Genomic DNA, 14,493 nt, shown 5'->3' with positions numbered 1-14,493 from the left:
GTCAAACAAAAGTTTGCTTGCAAGAAATCAGATCGTACTTAAAAAGCAAACTGTACTTAAAAGTAAATTGTACTTAACGGCCCAACCTCTGTAAGTGGTATTGGTTGAGAGGCCAAACTGGAGAATTATAATGGCCATAATGAAAACCTCTGCCAGTCGTGCAAAAAAAATCTTGACGATTCTGACCGTCACTGCGGCCGCTTTGTCAGCAACTGTCAGTGAGGCAAAAACCCTTACCTCGAACGAAACCGGTACCCACAATGGTTACTACTATTCGTTCTGGACTGACGCCCCGGGCACCGTCTCTATGACTTTGGGAGATGGCGGTAATTACAGCTCGCAATGGCAAAACACCGGCAACTGGGTCGGCGGTAAAGGCTGGAACCCGGGCGGACGTCGTACCGTGAATTATTCAGGTACCTTTAACCCTTCCGGTAACGGTTATCTGGCGCTGTACGGCTGGACAACCAATCCGCTGATAGAGTATTACATCGTCGATAACTGGGGCAGCTATCGCCCCGGTACTAGCGGAACCTATTACGGCACCGTGAATACCGACGGCGGCACCTACGATATTTATCGCACCCTGCGGGTAGACCAGCCTTCGATTGAGGGGGACAAATCCACATTCTATCAATACTGGAGTGTGCGTCAGCAAAAACGCACTGGCGGTACGATTACCACCGGCAATCACTTTGACGCCTGGGCCAGCAAGGGCTTAAACCTCGGAACCTTCAATTACATGGTGATGGCTACCGAAGGCTATCAAAGCAGTGGTAGCTCGAATATCACGCTGGGTAGCAGTGGCGGTGATAATGGCGGTGGCAGTGTCGGCCCGAGCAGTACTGACATTGTGGTCCGCGCAATGGGTATCAGCGGCCAAGAGCACATCAACCTACTGATTAACGGGACTGCGGTCGCCGACTGGAACCTCAGCAACAGTTTTCAGGAGTATACCTACCGCGGTAGAGCGGCTGGCGATATCCAAGTTCAATATGACAACGATACCAATGGCCGTGATGTCGTATTAGACTGGGTCTATGTCAACGGTGAAACCCGCAAGGCTACAGATATGGAGTACAACACCTCTACCTATGACAATGGTAAGTGCGGTGGTGGTTCATACTCTGGCAATATGGACTGTAATGGTGTGATTGGCTTTGGGAATACCGACGCTTGCTTTAGTGGCAACTGCTCTGCCAACGGTGGGAACGATAGCAATAACGCTGTGTGCAATGGCTATGTCGGTATCACTTTTGATGACGGCCCTACCAACAATACAGCGACACTCGTTAACCTGCTGAAGCAAAATAATCTTAAACCGGTCACATGGTTTGTCTGGGGGCAGCGCGCCAGTAATAATCCGTCGCTGATCTCTCGTATGAAAGAGGTGGGTGAGCCGCAAAACCACAGCTATACCCATCCCCACATGACTGGTTTCAGTTATCAGCAAATCATCAACGAGCTAAGCCGAACCAATCAGGCCATCCAAAATGCCGGCGCGCCGGCACCGACTTTGTACCGTCCGCCATATGGTGAGGTGAACTCAACCATCCAGCAGGCAGCACAAAATCTTGGAATGCGCGTGATTACCTGGGATGTGGATTCTCAAGACTGGAACAACGCCAGCACCAGCGCGATTGTCAATGCCGCCAATCGACTACAAAACGGACAGGTGATTTTAATGCATGATGGTTACAGCAACACCAACAACGCCATTGCACAAATTGCCCGTAATTTGAAAGCGAAAGGGTTATGCCCCGGCCGGATCGACCCATACAGCGGTAAAGCCGTCGCGCCATAGGCCATCGTCAGCGTGGGCGAAATATTTTTTGCCCACAATGAAGCAACATATTCGCGAGGCGGGATGCCAATCTGATACTTCTCGCCATATTCAAGGCCGCAGATATTCGTCTGCGGCCTTTGCTATTCTGACGCTTCACTCGCATCAACCCCTTTACCTGAGAAAGATCGATGATTTGGTCAAGGTACACCCGGAGTACAAAAACCGCGCTCATTTCTTACAAATTGCTGCTACGTTAGATACGTTATTGACCCAAAGAAAATCCCCGAGTTTGAACAATATGCCCGTATGTGGATTCCGCTCGTTGAACAGTTTGGTGGTATACATCATGGATATTTTTTACCGTCGGAAGGAGCGAATAACATTGCAATGGCGTTGTTTTCGTTTCCATCCTTATCTGAATATGAAAAATACCGTCATGAATCAGCATTAGGCGAAAACTGTAAAGCTGCATTCAAGTATGCAGAAGAAACAGATTGCGTAATGAGCTATGAGCGTAGCTTTTTCCGTCCAGTTCTTACTGAGTGATTGTTGTGCCAGCAGCGATAAGTCCTGATATTAGTTTGCCAATCAATCGAGTCAGCCAGCTCTGAGCTGACTCATTTGTGCCCCGAAACTGTTTAGATCAGGATTCCTGACCACATTCTCATGTCAGTTCTTGACCTACATATACTAATAGCAGATTATGAGCCTAGTTGAGTGCTTGTTATTATACAGACATGTTCTGCAATCTGTGAGAGCAAGGAAGCTAAGGGGAGCAAGAACAGTATGTTGCTGCTAAGGAGTCTGTATTTTATAAAAATATCATATAGACAATGTCTTCTGAAAAGACACTGTTATGATTTTAGTCGGAGGCTACAATTGGATAAAGATAGAGCACATGCCCTTTCTTGGGTGATTGAAGATGCTGTTATTGATTTAATTACGTCTGCAAATTTTTACCGAGAATGCCAGTCAAAAGAACTTGACCCTTTTTCTAACAAATACCATCTAGGTTTAATTAGAATGTGCCACACAACGTCGATAATCACATTATGTAAAATCGATGAGGCAATTATGGGCTTCGGTAAAGAATTAAATGAATGTCCCGAAGAATTAGTTAAAAGGGTAAGAGAAGTTAAAACAAAAATTGAATCTCTCGGTGTTTACAAATTTCGGAGTACATACGTAGCTCATGTTTTTGATGGTAAAGGAAAAAACAAGATGCCGATTGAGATAAACAAGGGATATGATTTGTTTACAACAATTGTTGGTAAAAATGAGCAAGAAGTATCTCAGTATTATGAATGGCTGTTTTCTCCTTATAAGACGGATAATGATGTAGTCTCAATTCTAGTATTCTTAAACGATTATTTGTCTGATCATGTTTCTCGATCTACAAGGTATTAAAAATCACAACAAATCGCTTGGCGTTTTTTGCATCTTAGCTCAGCGTTATGTGCCTGAATAAGTCAGGGGGTCTTCTAAAATGAGCATTCGGGTGAAGTTAGTTCATCTTCGAAAGAAAATTAGAGCAAATAAGAAGAAAGTCATTGACGCAATCATTGCAAATCATTCAGCAGAAATCTGCATTATTTGTGGTTCTCACGAGCAATTGACCAAAGAGCACGTTATACCCCAGTGGGTTTATAATCGCTGTACAAAGCGTACTTTTCAAACAACTACTAACGGCATTTCACAAACTTACAATAAAACCACGCTGCCAGCATGCAAAGATTGTAATTCAAATCTCCTTGGCTTATTGGAGCGGCATTTAAAACATGAATTTGAAAGAATAGATGTTCGTCATCAAGAGTTTTCTCAGGAAACTTTAGAGCTAGTCATATTGTGGTTAGAGACTTTAGAGTATAAGTTTCAGGTTCTTGATCTTCGGAGAAACTTAAACAAAGTAAAAGGTGCTGATTACATTTCGTATATAGGTAAAATGCCAATTGCTATGTTCCAAGGGCCAATGGAAACTAGTCCTGCGAAGGTTTTCTCAAACCTTCGCTCGGCTTTAAACGTTTTAAGCGTTAAATCTAAGGCGGACAGGCTTAACTCTCTTTGTGTAATCCATACCAAAAACAAAGATTTTCATTTCTTTCACTCAACAAATAACTATATTTTCATCGAGTTAGCCGAGTTTAGTATTGCCTTTTTCTATTTCTATAAACAATCATTTGATAATGTTGGCGAAGCAGTAGAGTCCGCTAAGGACATCGTAAATGAACAGTATGCGGGAAAAGGCACATAACAAACGATCAAGGGATCAACATACTTTTCCTAATCTGACAGAACAGCCTTGATGCAACAGCTCTAAAACGTTTATGTCCAAAAATAAGTTTGAGTAGAGATTGAGACTTTTTCCATTCTGACGCCTCACTCGCACCATCCCCTCAACGTTGCAGCATAAAAAATAAAGTGATGTGAAGTGACTCGGGAAAAGGTAGCGATATAAATTTAAACCGATGAAAACCCATAGACTTTTGCACGGCAGCTCGCCACACTGGGGGCATTGTTCACTAACCGATGCAAATCATTCAGATATGAAGACTTCACTCGATCATCTGCCCGAACGTAAACAGCATGAGTTGGCGCTGATTTCCACCATTTTGCGCGATACGCTGGAAGAATACATCGTCGGTAAGCAGGGGAGTAAAGCCGAGTTTCGGATCCTGAAAATCATCTTGTTCGGCAGCCATGCCAAAGGCGGTTGGGTGAGGGATATTCCCAACGGCTATGTCAGTGATTACGATATTCTGGTGATCGTTAACCAATCCTCGCTGGTGGAAGAAGATCTGGTCTGGCGTCGGGCGGAAGAGCAGATCGACCGCAAAGTCACAAGTGCACCGCTGGGTCTGATTGTGCATACCTTGGCAGAAGTGAATGAACAGCTTAGACAAGGTCATTATTTTTTTAAGGATATCCGCGAAGAGGGTATTGAAATCTTTGCCGCCACCCCGAAGGAACTGGCCGAGCCGGGAGATCTGACCGATGAAGAACGCCGTGACATTGCACAGGGGCATTTTGATCATTGGTTTACGAGTGCACAACGATATTATTATGTTTATAGAACTCTATTGTCTGAGAAAAAATGGCTCAATGAAGCGGCTTTCAATCTTCACCAAGCGACAGAGCGATTTTTCGCCTGCACCTTGCTGGTTCTGACCAACTACCTGCCGAAAACCCATAATATCGAAAAGCTGAAAAAATACTGCGCAGAGCAAGACCGTGCCTTTGCCGATATTTTCCCGATGGATGACAAATTCCACCGCCGCAGCTTTCGCCGCTTGCAACGCGCTTATATCGACGCCCGTTACTCAATGCATTATGAAATCACTGAAGAAGAGCTGGTGTATCTGCAAGGTGAAGTGGAGAAACTAAAAACGCTGGTGGAAGCAGTTTGTTTGCGGAAGCTGGAAGCGTAGTGGTTGTTCCACCGATGACGAGTTTAAACCGTATCTAGAAAGCTATGCTGGAAGCTTGGGTGTTACAGAAGCTGATGGCCTTAACGACTGGAGAATAAGGGCTTTCTATACGGCTCCTAAGACATATAGTGCTTAACTGATTGCATCATTTTTTGGAATGACGGGCACTCTAAGTGAGATGGTTGAGGGCAAGTTGCTACATGATTTAGGCTATCTCGTACCGCTTTTAGCCGTTTAATTTGCGCATCAATCTCTATCGTTTTTTGAGTAAGCAAAGCTCGGTCAATAGCCAATTCATCGTTTTCATTAAACATCGTTGAGATTTCACTGAGTGATAATCCAGCCAAACGCCCTAAAGAGATAATATTCAATTTATTCAATACATTTGGCGCGCCCCTTAACGCGGCTACATGGATTCCCCCGGTTGTCAAACATCCGCTAAACTTCAAGTGATGGGTTTTGGACTGCCGCTCTACATTCGGTCTTTATATCGATGATTCGCAACATCGTGACCCTGATGACTTTGCGCGACTGCGGTGCCTTATTCGTTAGATGACATCTGATGTGTCCGCCGCATTAACAGGCTCTCCGCTAGTGGTCTTAACCTATCTCCATCCATTGCGTCTGCTATGACCCGGTGGGTGTACTCTTGTTACGCTGCTTGGGTTAATGGTTTCTTAAGCAGCGTAATTCTCATATTCCGTTTGGTTGTGTAATAGCGACCAGATAATTCGAGCATTCTTTGCTGCAAGAGCGACAATAGCACGGTTCATTCCTCGTCGTTCCAATACGCCTCGACACCACTGGCTGAGCCTGTCTTGTTTATCACCTAGATTAGCAATGACCGTTCTAGCTCCATGGACGAGTAAGGTGCGTAGATACTTGTCTCCGTGTTTGGTAATTCTGCCTAATCTGGGTTTGCCGCCTGTTGAATATTGCTTTGGTACTAATCCTAGCCAAGCGGAGAAGTCTCGGCTTTTATCAAACTGAGAGCCGTTACCAATAGAGGCAAGAATAGCAGTTGCTGTTTGTGGACCAATGCCTCTGACTTTCATAATTCGTTGAACATTTTCGCTCACCCTTGAAAAAGTCTCGAACACTTGTTCAGTATCTACAATACGTTGGTTGAGTTGTTCAAGATGGTAGTATGCGTCAGCAATAACGGTTCGCGCTAAGTGTGGGAGCTCGTTTTCGGCATCTTCCATCATAATAGGTACTTGCTTCATTAAAGAAGAGCGTCCAACAGGAATAATGAGACCAAACTCAGAAAGCAAGGCGCGAATCCGGTTCATTAGAGCAGTACGTTCACGAACCCAATGCTCACGCATTCGATGAACGGACAGTATGGCTTGTTGCTCAGGAGACTTTACAGGAACGAATCGTGTAGATGGATGTTGGACAGCTTGGCAGATAGCCACGGCATCATTGAGGTCGTTTTTGCCTTTAGTTCTATGTGGAACAACATACTTAACCGCCATAATGCGAGCATCATGTCCTAATTTATTAAGCGTTCTTGCCCAATAATGTGCACCGCCACACGCTTCGAGTCCTATACACATGGGTGGCATATTTGCTATTGTAGTCAGTAGTTTAGAGCGAGTAACCGATTTATGAAGAGTCACTTTACCTTGTGAGTCAACGACATGAATACTAAAGTGGTTTTTAGCTAAATCGATACCGCCAAAATAAGAATAATCAGACATGGTGCCTCCAGTGCTAATAAGTACCACGTAAGTGTGGCAGATCCTCGGGAGGGGGAATCCATGTCATTCGTTAGGCTAGCATCTTTGACTACGGGAGAATTAATCATGACAGTGCCACTTGAATATGAACAAGCTTCAGCAAAATTTTATGAATACCTTGTTGATGCAAGAGATACATCAGGACTATGGAGTACTCATGTCACATACACGATGACGCAAAGTGTATTTCAAGTGTTCCGCCGAAGAATATCCATACAAGAAGCAATTGCTTTTGCTAATGTCCTTCCAACATGTCTCAAAGCCTTATTCGTTACCGACTGGGATGTTGATGAGAAAAGAGAAGCTTTTGAATCTCGTGAGAAAATGACAGAGGAAGTGAAACTATTACGAGCAGAACATAATTTTTCAACAGAAAATGCGATTCGCGATATAGCGCAAGCGTTGAGGCGCCATGTGAATGAAGAAGCTTTTGATCGGTTACTCTCACAACTGCCAGACGGTGCGTTGGAATTCTGGAAACCTTAATTTTTTCACCAGAGCCATACAAACTGTTTAAGAGTGATTCGCAACGCGTGGCATTTTTACTGTGCCACTACAAGGGGCGCCAAAAACGATTTTTGGCCGACTAATAAGTGCTATGCTTTAGGAGAAAATATGAACCACTATAGCGGAAGTTGTAAGTGTGGAGAGATTCAATTTCAGTTGACTGGTGATATTAAAAAGGTTGTCAACTGCCATTGCAATCAGTGCCGGAAAATGAATAGTACGCCAGTGTCCACATACGGCGTTGTATTAGAAAATGAATTTGTATTAACCACGGGTGAATTAAGCGCCTTTACGTTAAAAGAAAACGCAGTGAAGCATTTCTGCGGTCATTGTGGAACCGCTATTTACAACAAAAACCCTCGTCTGCCGGGTTTAGCGTTAGTTTACTTGTACAGCCTTGATTCTGATCATTTACCCGAGCCACAGGTAAATGTTTTCTGCGAGTCAAAGCTCAATTGGCTGGACAACTTGGGTGAGATACCAAATTTTGAGCAACACATGAGTTAAGACAAAACAAGAAAATGGACTCCCGCTTTAATTATTTTCCCTCATCTGTAAAAAACGATTGAGGGGCGGTGATCAAAATCTCCCCAAAACCATTACGATTTAACATTTTACTCTCTATTTTATATTTGCATAATTATTCGCTTGGACGATTTTCCAGTCTGCGTGGAGCAGACCTGCTCCCTATCACACCGGATTTGATATATCTAGGCTCTATAAACAGTACAGTTGAAACAACCAGGATTCGCATTATGAATCTGTAGGTATTTAACGTTGGCGTCGGTCAACATATTGTAAATAATTTTTTCCAAACCAGAGCCCAAAGTAGTTTCAGCATGAATCATAAGACTATCTTCGCTATATGCTCTTACAGACAGTAGTCGTTGAGTTAATATTTCGGGAATTTCATTTATGTTCAATTCTGCCTCTACAGCATCTTCACGAATGAAAATAGGGCCAGAAGCTTTATACGGTGAGTTAACGTCATGATATTTGTACGGGATGAGTAAAATCCTCTCGCCAATCTCGGCTTCTTTTAAAGATACCCGACATGGGAAACCAGGCTTTGAGTCTGCAATCAACCATTTGGCGCTGAATTTTTCAAGCTGTTGATCGTTCAGGTTAAAGTATTCACTAAACATGCTCTTTTCAATTGGTTTTATAATAAAGTTTGTATTCATTAGGTTATACCTGATTGGTCGTTTTGGTTTTGATGAATACTCATGTTAGCTATGTGAACAGCTCTTAAACATCCGAAAATTGCGCCATATTCAAATTGAGGGGTTGATAAATATGCTCGAATTAACCAGCAAGAATCGGATGGTATCATCAAACTTTGTGTGATGAGATACTGATGAATCACGCGAAACAGTGAGCGTAGCTATGCCAAAGTTATCTGACAATGAAATGAAAAATGCGGTCGCGCAGAAAGATGGATCTTTTGACGGACATTTTTACTATGGCGTCATCACCACCGGTGTATTCTGTTTGCCTTCCTGTTCAACCAAAGCGGCAAATCCAGAAAACCTGAGATTCTTCTTAGATATCGAATCTGCAATGCGAGCAGGGTTTCGTCCTTGTAAGCGTTGCAATCCAACAGGACAGGGCGAGCGTACTCATCAGCTAATCGATGTGGCTCGCTATATAGAAATTCATGCCGAAGACAAAATAACACTAACCCAGTTAGGCAATATTGCAAGGCTTTCACCTTCCAGATTACAACGCTCATTTAAAGACATGTTTGGTGTATCTCCCAAGCATTATCAGGATGCAGTGCGAATGCGAAAATTTAAGCGTTCGTTAAAAGAGGGAGAGAGTGTAACTGGTGCGATTTATTCGTCAGGTTATGGCTCAATAAGTCGGGTATATGGTGAAGCGACCAGAAATATAGGCATGACGCCAAAAGCATACAGAGCTGGCGGTAAAGGTGAAATTATCCATTATGCGTGTCGAGATACGGTGCTTGGGTACATGATAATGGCTGCGACAGATAAGGGGGTATGCTCAGTACAGTTTGGTGATGACAAAAATTCTTTGCTAACTCTATTAAGTGATGAGTTTCCTGAGGCTCGGCTGGTACTTTCTGCGGCACAAGACAAACCAGAGCTGGATAGCTGGATATTGGCTTTAGAGCAGCATATTAGTCAGGGCGCTCCCAGACCCGATGTCCCTCTTGATATCAGAGGAACGGCGTTCCAAATTAAGGTGTGGCAGTTTTTATTAAGTATCAAAGAAGGGGACGTGATGAGCTATGGTGAGGTTGCGGAGCATATTGATAATCCGAAGGCGGTTCGCGCTGTAGGAACCGCTTGTGGCAAAAATCCAGTTGGGATTCTTATCCCCTGCCACCGAGTATTGCGCAACGACGGTTCTTTAGGCGGTTACCGCTGGGGACTCGAGCGCAAAAAAACATTGTTGGGTATGGAAAGAGCAAGGCGCTAATTCAACTGACCAGCAGGATAAATGAAAGATTGAATACTCACTGATAAACCCTGCATAGAATAAATCTAATCGTGTTGATGGTGAGTGGAAGTTTTTATCCAGTTCCGCGCAAATCGATCATCGCTGACAACGGTGGTCTTTAGTGTTTTAGGGTACGAAAAGTTATTCAAGGATAGCTAAATTAGTGAACTCACTGGCAAACTTTTGTTCCAAAATCACTTAGATTAAATACTCTACACAATTCAGAGGGCGTGCGTTTACCCTACTAAAACTTATTCGATTGAGTTGATAACTCATCATTCCCGTTACTAGGCGACATCTTGCTGTCTAACTTCCCTTTATGTGGCATAACGTATTGATTGTTACTTGAGTTAATATAAAAATGGATGCATCATCGATGGGTGAAAGACGACAATTTGTCGTCTAATAAGCGTTATGTTTTATTAGAAAGGAGGAAGTCACATGTCCGTAGAAGATGGTCAACAAGAATTAAAAGAAGCGGTTATAGCGTTGATTGATGCTGGTTGTAACTATCGACTTGACGAATTGGAAAAAATCTATTCTTCAGATCTATCCATTGTCATTGTCCAACAAGATGGTGCGACCTTGAGTTTTAATTATCAGCAAAATATGGATTTTTTCCGACAGCTTCGAAACTCTGGTGCTCCAGCACTTGATAAAACGGCAATATTCAACTTAATCGATATACAGGAGCAGTTTGGGTACGTAATAGTTACTCGGCATATGGATTTGGGGAATGGTTCCCAAAAAATCGTATTTAATTTGATGTTAAATAAGTTAAATGGTTCTTGGCAGGTATACCGAGAACATGCTGTGGTTGTAAGCTAAACATAACAAGAGACTATGGTGTCAACAGTTAATTTCGGGCGCTATTGGTATCCCACATTACACCGTCCCTGAGCATCGAATTTAAGATCACAACCATCTTTCTCATGCAGGCAACTATCGCTACTTTTTTTTGTTTTCCTGCCGTAAGTAATCGTTCATAAGTAGCCTTAAAAACAGGGTTACATTGGATGGCAGACATCATCGCCATATAATGACGGTCCTAACTTGAGTCCGCCCTCCTTGTATCATTTAAGGCTTCAAGATACTTTTTCTAATCCTAGTAAAGTACGTTAGGTTTCTTACTCTAACGTGCTTTTGTCCAAAAATAAGTTTGAGTAGAGATTGAGATCTTTTCCATTCTGACGCCTCACTCGCACCGGCCCCTCAACGTTGCAGCATAAAAAATAAAGTGATGTGAAGTGACTCGGGAAAAGGCAGCGATATGAATTTAAACCGATGACAACCCATAGACTTTTGCGCGGCAGCTCGCCACACTGGGAGCATTGTTCACTAACCGATTCAAATCATTCAGATATGAAGACTTCACTTGACCATCTGCCCGAACGTAAACAACACGAGTTGGCGCTGATTTCCACCATTTTGCGCGATACGCTGGAAGAATACATCGTCGGTAAGCAGGGGAGTAAAGCCGAGTTTCGGATCCTGAAAATCATTCTGTTTGGCAGCCATGCCAAAGGCGGTTGGGTGAGGGATGTTCCCAATGGCTATGTCAGTGATTACGATATTCTGGTGATCGTTAACCAATCCTCACTGGTGGAAGAAGATCTGGTCTGGCGTCGGGCAGAAGAGCAGATCGACCGCAAAGTCACAAGTGCACCGCTGGGTCTGATTGTGCATACCTTGGCAGAAGTGAATGAACAGCTCAGACAAGGTCATTATTTTTTTAAGGATATCCGCGAAGAGGGCATCGAAATCTTTGCCGCTACCCCGAAGGAACTGGCCGAGCCGGGCGATCTGACCGATGAAGAACGCCGTGACATTGCAAAAGGGCATTTTGAGCAGTGGTTTCAAAGTGCAGGAGAGTTTTTAGAATTCTCACAGATTGCGATAGACAGGGGTTATGTAAATAAAGCGGCTTTTGAATTACACCAAGCCGCAGAGCGTTTTTTCGCCTGCACCTTGCTGGTTCTGACCAACTACCTGCCGAAAACCCATAATATCGAAAAGCTGAAAAAATACTGCGCAGAGCAAGACCGTGCCTTTGCCGATATTTTCCCGATGGATGACAAATTCCACCGCCGCAGCTTTCGCCGCTTGCAACGCGCTTATATCGACGCCCGTTACTCAATGCATTATGAAATCACCGAAGAAGAGTTGGCGTATCTGCAAGGTGAAGTGGAGAAACTAAAAACGCTGGCGGAAGCAGTTTGTCTGCGGAAGCTGGAAGCGTAGGCCGTATGGTGTTACCTAATCGCTGTGATACGACATTTAGGTTTTAACCAAGTGTTAGGTAAATACACCAGTTTTTGCGAGTATCATCTCTGTACATCAAGTTGCAACTAAATTATAGTTGCACCATCCTAGTCTGGAGCTATAGTCAAAATGGGCAAACAAGAAAAGTTAAAAGCTAGGCTATTAACCAGACCTAAAGATTTTACGTGGTCAGAACTGGAGTCTTTACTCAGTAATTTAGGTTTTGATTTGTTGAAAGGTAAAGGTTCACGACGCAAATTTTTTCATATAGATAAAAACATTTTGATAAACCTGCATGAACCACACCCAGAGAAGATACTGAAACGCTATGTGGTCGAACAGGTGTTAGAGAAGTTAGTCGAATTAGGTGAGTGTGATGAGTAATTTAATGAAATATAAAGGATTTTGGGGTTCATGTGAAGTCTCCTTTGAAGACGGAATTCTTCATGGGAAAATCGAATGCATAAATGACTTAGTTACTTATGAAGCTGAAACACCAGTTGAACTTGAAGAAGCATTTCATGATTCTGTCGATGATTATCTAGAAACTTGCGCAATGTTAGGCAAAGAACCAGACAAGACGATGTCAGGTTCTTTTAACATTAGAGTTGGGTCTGATTTACACAAGAAATTATATATCAAGTCTAAAGAGAAAAATGTAAGTCTTAATGATTTGGTCAAATCATTACTATTTGAAGGTGTGGAAGAAAATAGAGAGCTTCATATGCACTTGCATGTTCCAGAAAATAAATTTGAAAAAGAATATATTTCTGAGTTTTCAGAGAATAGAAGACAGAAAAGTAATATTATTAATTTTGAAAGAAGGGTGCACTAATCATGTTAGAAGAAGTATCCTATTTAGGTCATGAATTAGTTAATTCTTCTTTCTCCCTGAAAAAAGAACCTAGAGGGAAAGGTTACTATAAATATAATCTTAGCATTGGTGATAAATTTAATTTTTTTAAAACGTATGATGATGAAGGCGAACATTTACATAACGAAATTTCTATATCCATAAACGCATTTGTTCACGGTTTTGAAAAAGATTCAGAAGATCTGGTTTTTATAATGGATATCGAGTTTATTATAAGATTTGAATTAGATAAGGGCCAGTTTATGGAGCAAGATCATGCGATGGAGAACGAATGGTTCTTTATGAATTTTGCTAGCATAGCATCGAAAACAATTATTGATTCGATTTTATCTCATACAGCACTAAAGGGTACTTTTATCCCTGCTCATAGACTTCCTGAAGCATAACCAAATAATCAAACGCGTTAAACTCAGCGGTTATGGACTATATGGTAAGAAATCCATTTCATGTCGTCTTGGTGCAAAATGGTTTTAAGTGGCTGGTTTGGTTGCTGATGTCATTCTGTGTCGTTTTTGGATTTGAGCTTGTTATTGAAATTACCAGCGCTAATAAATCAACCCAGCTAGCCGCTAACGCGCTGACTGATTGAGGCTATGTCTCCTAAGTTCGATAATATAATGAACTCAAAATGTCGTGTGCAGGTTGGTCTCAAGAAGAATATCGTCTAAAAAATCAGTTTTTTTAGGCACGTTTTAGTGCAAAATTAAATTCGGAGTAAATCTGAGAAATAGATTTATTGCTTATCGGCTAGTGTGTTTACGGTAGTTATTTAGGGTATAGCGGGATGTTTGCAGTCACTTAGCTTCGTTATATTTTTTCGGATAAAAGGAACAAATCTGTGAAAATAGCAGTTATTTATTTCACAAAAACGGATGTCACAGGAAAGTTAGCACAAGCGGTTATTAATGGAATTTATGACGCTGATCCGGATGCAACTGTGCTTGAGCACCGAATTGAGGGAAAAGAAATCATTGAGGGGCGATTCATCAATCCGACACTTTTCGAAAGATTGCTTGAGTGTGATGCGATCATCATGGGGTCGCCGACATATATGGGTGGCGTTTCAGCTCAGTTTAAAGCGTTTGCTGATGCAAGTAGTGATTATTGGAGTAACCAAATGTGGTCAAACAAAGTTGCCGCTGGTTTTACATGTGGCAGCGCTCCGAATGGAGATCAAACGAGTACGTTGAATTATTTGATTACTTTAGCTAGTCAACACGGCATGTACTGGGTTGGTCTGGATTTAGCGCATGGCTATAGAGATCAAGGTTTAAATCGTTTAGGTTGCCAGCTTGGTGTCGTTGCTCTATCGGTTGATGGTGTCGCAGATGAGGTTGACTTGTTATCAGCGAAGTATTTAGGCCAGAGAGTTGTGGGCTTGGTTTCTAAGCTTAGCCCAAAACATAACAAATGATTATGGCGGCAATCATG

Annotated in this window: 17 protein-coding genes and 1 pseudogene; 14 read left to right on the top strand and 4 right to left on the bottom strand. The window is 42.5% G+C overall.

The features are described 5' to 3' along the window. Nucleotides 1-130 precede the first annotated feature (130 nt). The 5 genes from AC55NX_RS19465 to AC55NX_RS19445 all read left to right on the top strand — a co-directional run bounded on the left by AC55NX_RS19465 (nt 131) and on the right by AC55NX_RS19445 (nt 5,211). On the top strand, nt 131-1,804 hold the full coding sequence (locus AC55NX_RS19465; RefSeq protein ID WP_496997237.1) for a glycoside hydrolase family 11 protein: 1,674 nt from the start codon (nt 131-133) through the stop codon (nt 1,802-1,804). Nucleotides 1,805-2,050: 246 nt separating this feature from the next. Next, nucleotides 2,051-2,332 carry an NIPSNAP family protein gene (locus AC55NX_RS19460; protein WP_496997238.1) on the top strand — a complete coding sequence of 94 codons (282 nt, stop codon included), beginning with the start codon at nt 2,051-2,053 and terminating at the stop codon, nt 2,330-2,332. A 333-nt stretch (nt 2,333-2,665) separates the two neighbouring features. Continuing rightward, complete coding sequence (locus AC55NX_RS19455) at nt 2,666-3,193, top strand: hypothetical protein (RefSeq protein ID WP_496997236.1); 528 nt, start codon at nt 2,666-2,668, stop codon at nt 3,191-3,193. A 91-nt stretch (nt 3,194-3,284) separates the two neighbouring features. Then, entirely contained in the window at nt 3,285-4,037 is a 753-nt protein-coding gene (locus tag AC55NX_RS19450) for a hypothetical protein (protein ID WP_496997235.1), read from the top strand. 292 nt (nt 4,038-4,329) lie between these two features. Next, nucleotides 4,330-5,211, top strand: a complete 882-nt coding sequence (locus AC55NX_RS19445) for a HEPN domain-containing protein (RefSeq protein ID WP_496997234.1) — start codon at nt 4,330-4,332, stop codon at nt 5,209-5,211. Nucleotides 5,212-5,327: 116 nt separating this feature from the next. On the opposite strand, the gene AC55NX_RS19440 is transcribed toward AC55NX_RS19445, so the two are convergent. Both AC55NX_RS19440 and AC55NX_RS19435 read right to left on the bottom strand, forming a co-directional pair. Continuing rightward, nucleotides 5,328-5,591 (bottom strand): MerR family DNA-binding protein, encoded by a 264-nt coding sequence (locus AC55NX_RS19440; protein WP_496997233.1) that lies wholly within the window; start codon nt 5,589-5,591, stop codon nt 5,328-5,330. Nucleotides 5,592-5,888: 297 nt separating this feature from the next. Next, nucleotides 5,889-6,914 carry an IS110 family RNA-guided transposase gene (locus AC55NX_RS19435; protein WP_496997232.1) on the bottom strand — a complete coding sequence of 342 codons (1,026 nt, stop codon included), beginning with the start codon at nt 6,912-6,914 and terminating at the stop codon, nt 5,889-5,891. Nucleotides 6,915-7,019: 105 nt separating this feature from the next. Here AC55NX_RS19435 and AC55NX_RS19430 point away from each other — a divergent pair, with 105 nt between their 5' ends. Both AC55NX_RS19430 and AC55NX_RS19425 read left to right on the top strand, forming a co-directional pair. Further along, nucleotides 7,020-7,439, top strand: a complete 420-nt coding sequence (locus tag AC55NX_RS19430) for a DUF2267 domain-containing protein (protein WP_038177888.1) — start codon at nt 7,020-7,022, stop codon at nt 7,437-7,439. 129 nt (nt 7,440-7,568) lie between these two features. Then, nucleotides 7,569-7,967: a GFA family protein gene (locus AC55NX_RS19425; protein ID WP_318585739.1), complete on the top strand. Its 399-nt coding sequence runs from the start codon at nt 7,569-7,571 to the stop codon at nt 7,965-7,967. 203 nt (nt 7,968-8,170) lie between these two features. Here AC55NX_RS19425 and AC55NX_RS19420 read toward each other — a convergent pair whose 3' ends face one another. Then, complete coding sequence (locus AC55NX_RS19420; RefSeq protein ID WP_496997231.1) at nt 8,171-8,644, bottom strand: DUF1203 domain-containing protein; 474 nt, start codon at nt 8,642-8,644, stop codon at nt 8,171-8,173. A gap of 202 nt (nt 8,645-8,846) precedes the next feature. Here AC55NX_RS19420 and AC55NX_RS19415 point away from each other — a divergent pair, with 202 nt between their 5' ends. Further along, nucleotides 8,847-9,905: a bifunctional transcriptional activator/DNA repair enzyme AdaA gene (locus AC55NX_RS19415; protein WP_496997230.1), complete on the top strand. Its 1,059-nt coding sequence runs from the start codon at nt 8,847-8,849 to the stop codon at nt 9,903-9,905. A 462-nt stretch (nt 9,906-10,367) separates the two neighbouring features. Then, complete coding sequence (locus AC55NX_RS19410) at nt 10,368-10,754, top strand: hypothetical protein (protein ID WP_496997229.1); 387 nt, start codon at nt 10,368-10,370, stop codon at nt 10,752-10,754. 28 nt (nt 10,755-10,782) lie between these two features. Here the strand turns inward: AC55NX_RS19410 and AC55NX_RS19405 are convergent. Beyond that, a pseudogene (locus tag AC55NX_RS19405) lies at nt 10,783-11,000 on the bottom strand (IS110 family transposase); the annotation flags it as partial. A 288-nt stretch (nt 11,001-11,288) separates the two neighbouring features. Between AC55NX_RS19405 and AC55NX_RS19400 the strand changes: the two are divergent. The 5 genes from AC55NX_RS19400 to AC55NX_RS19380 all read left to right on the top strand — a co-directional run bounded on the left by AC55NX_RS19400 (nt 11,289) and on the right by AC55NX_RS19380 (nt 14,476). Continuing rightward, entirely contained in the window at nt 11,289-12,167 is an 879-nt protein-coding gene (locus AC55NX_RS19400; RefSeq protein ID WP_496997228.1) for a HEPN domain-containing protein, read from the top strand. A gap of 150 nt (nt 12,168-12,317) precedes the next feature. Beyond that, a complete protein-coding gene (locus tag AC55NX_RS19395; RefSeq protein ID WP_496997227.1) occupies nt 12,318-12,572 on the top strand; it encodes a type II toxin-antitoxin system HicA family toxin in 255 nt (84 codons plus the stop codon). After that, nucleotides 12,565-13,023 (top strand): type II toxin-antitoxin system HicB family antitoxin, encoded by a 459-nt coding sequence (locus tag AC55NX_RS19390; RefSeq protein WP_496997226.1) that lies wholly within the window; start codon nt 12,565-12,567, stop codon nt 13,021-13,023. The genes AC55NX_RS19395 and AC55NX_RS19390 overlap by 8 nt, the downstream gene beginning before the upstream one ends. Before the next feature lie 2 nt (nt 13,024-13,025). Continuing rightward, the gene (locus tag AC55NX_RS19385) at nt 13,026-13,448 is read left to right on the top strand and encodes a hypothetical protein (protein WP_496997225.1); all 423 of its coding nucleotides are present in this window, start codon (nt 13,026-13,028) and stop codon (nt 13,446-13,448) included. 452 nt (nt 13,449-13,900) lie between these two features. Then, entirely contained in the window at nt 13,901-14,476 is a 576-nt protein-coding gene (locus AC55NX_RS19380; protein ID WP_496997224.1) for a flavodoxin family protein, read from the top strand. The last annotated feature ends 17 nt before the right edge of the window (nt 14,477-14,493 follow it).

This window comes from Vibrio rubrogenes (assembly GCF_059641415.1).
The sequence above is the reverse complement of the archived record's forward strand: the minus strand, read 5'-3'. Positions and strand labels throughout refer to the sequence as shown.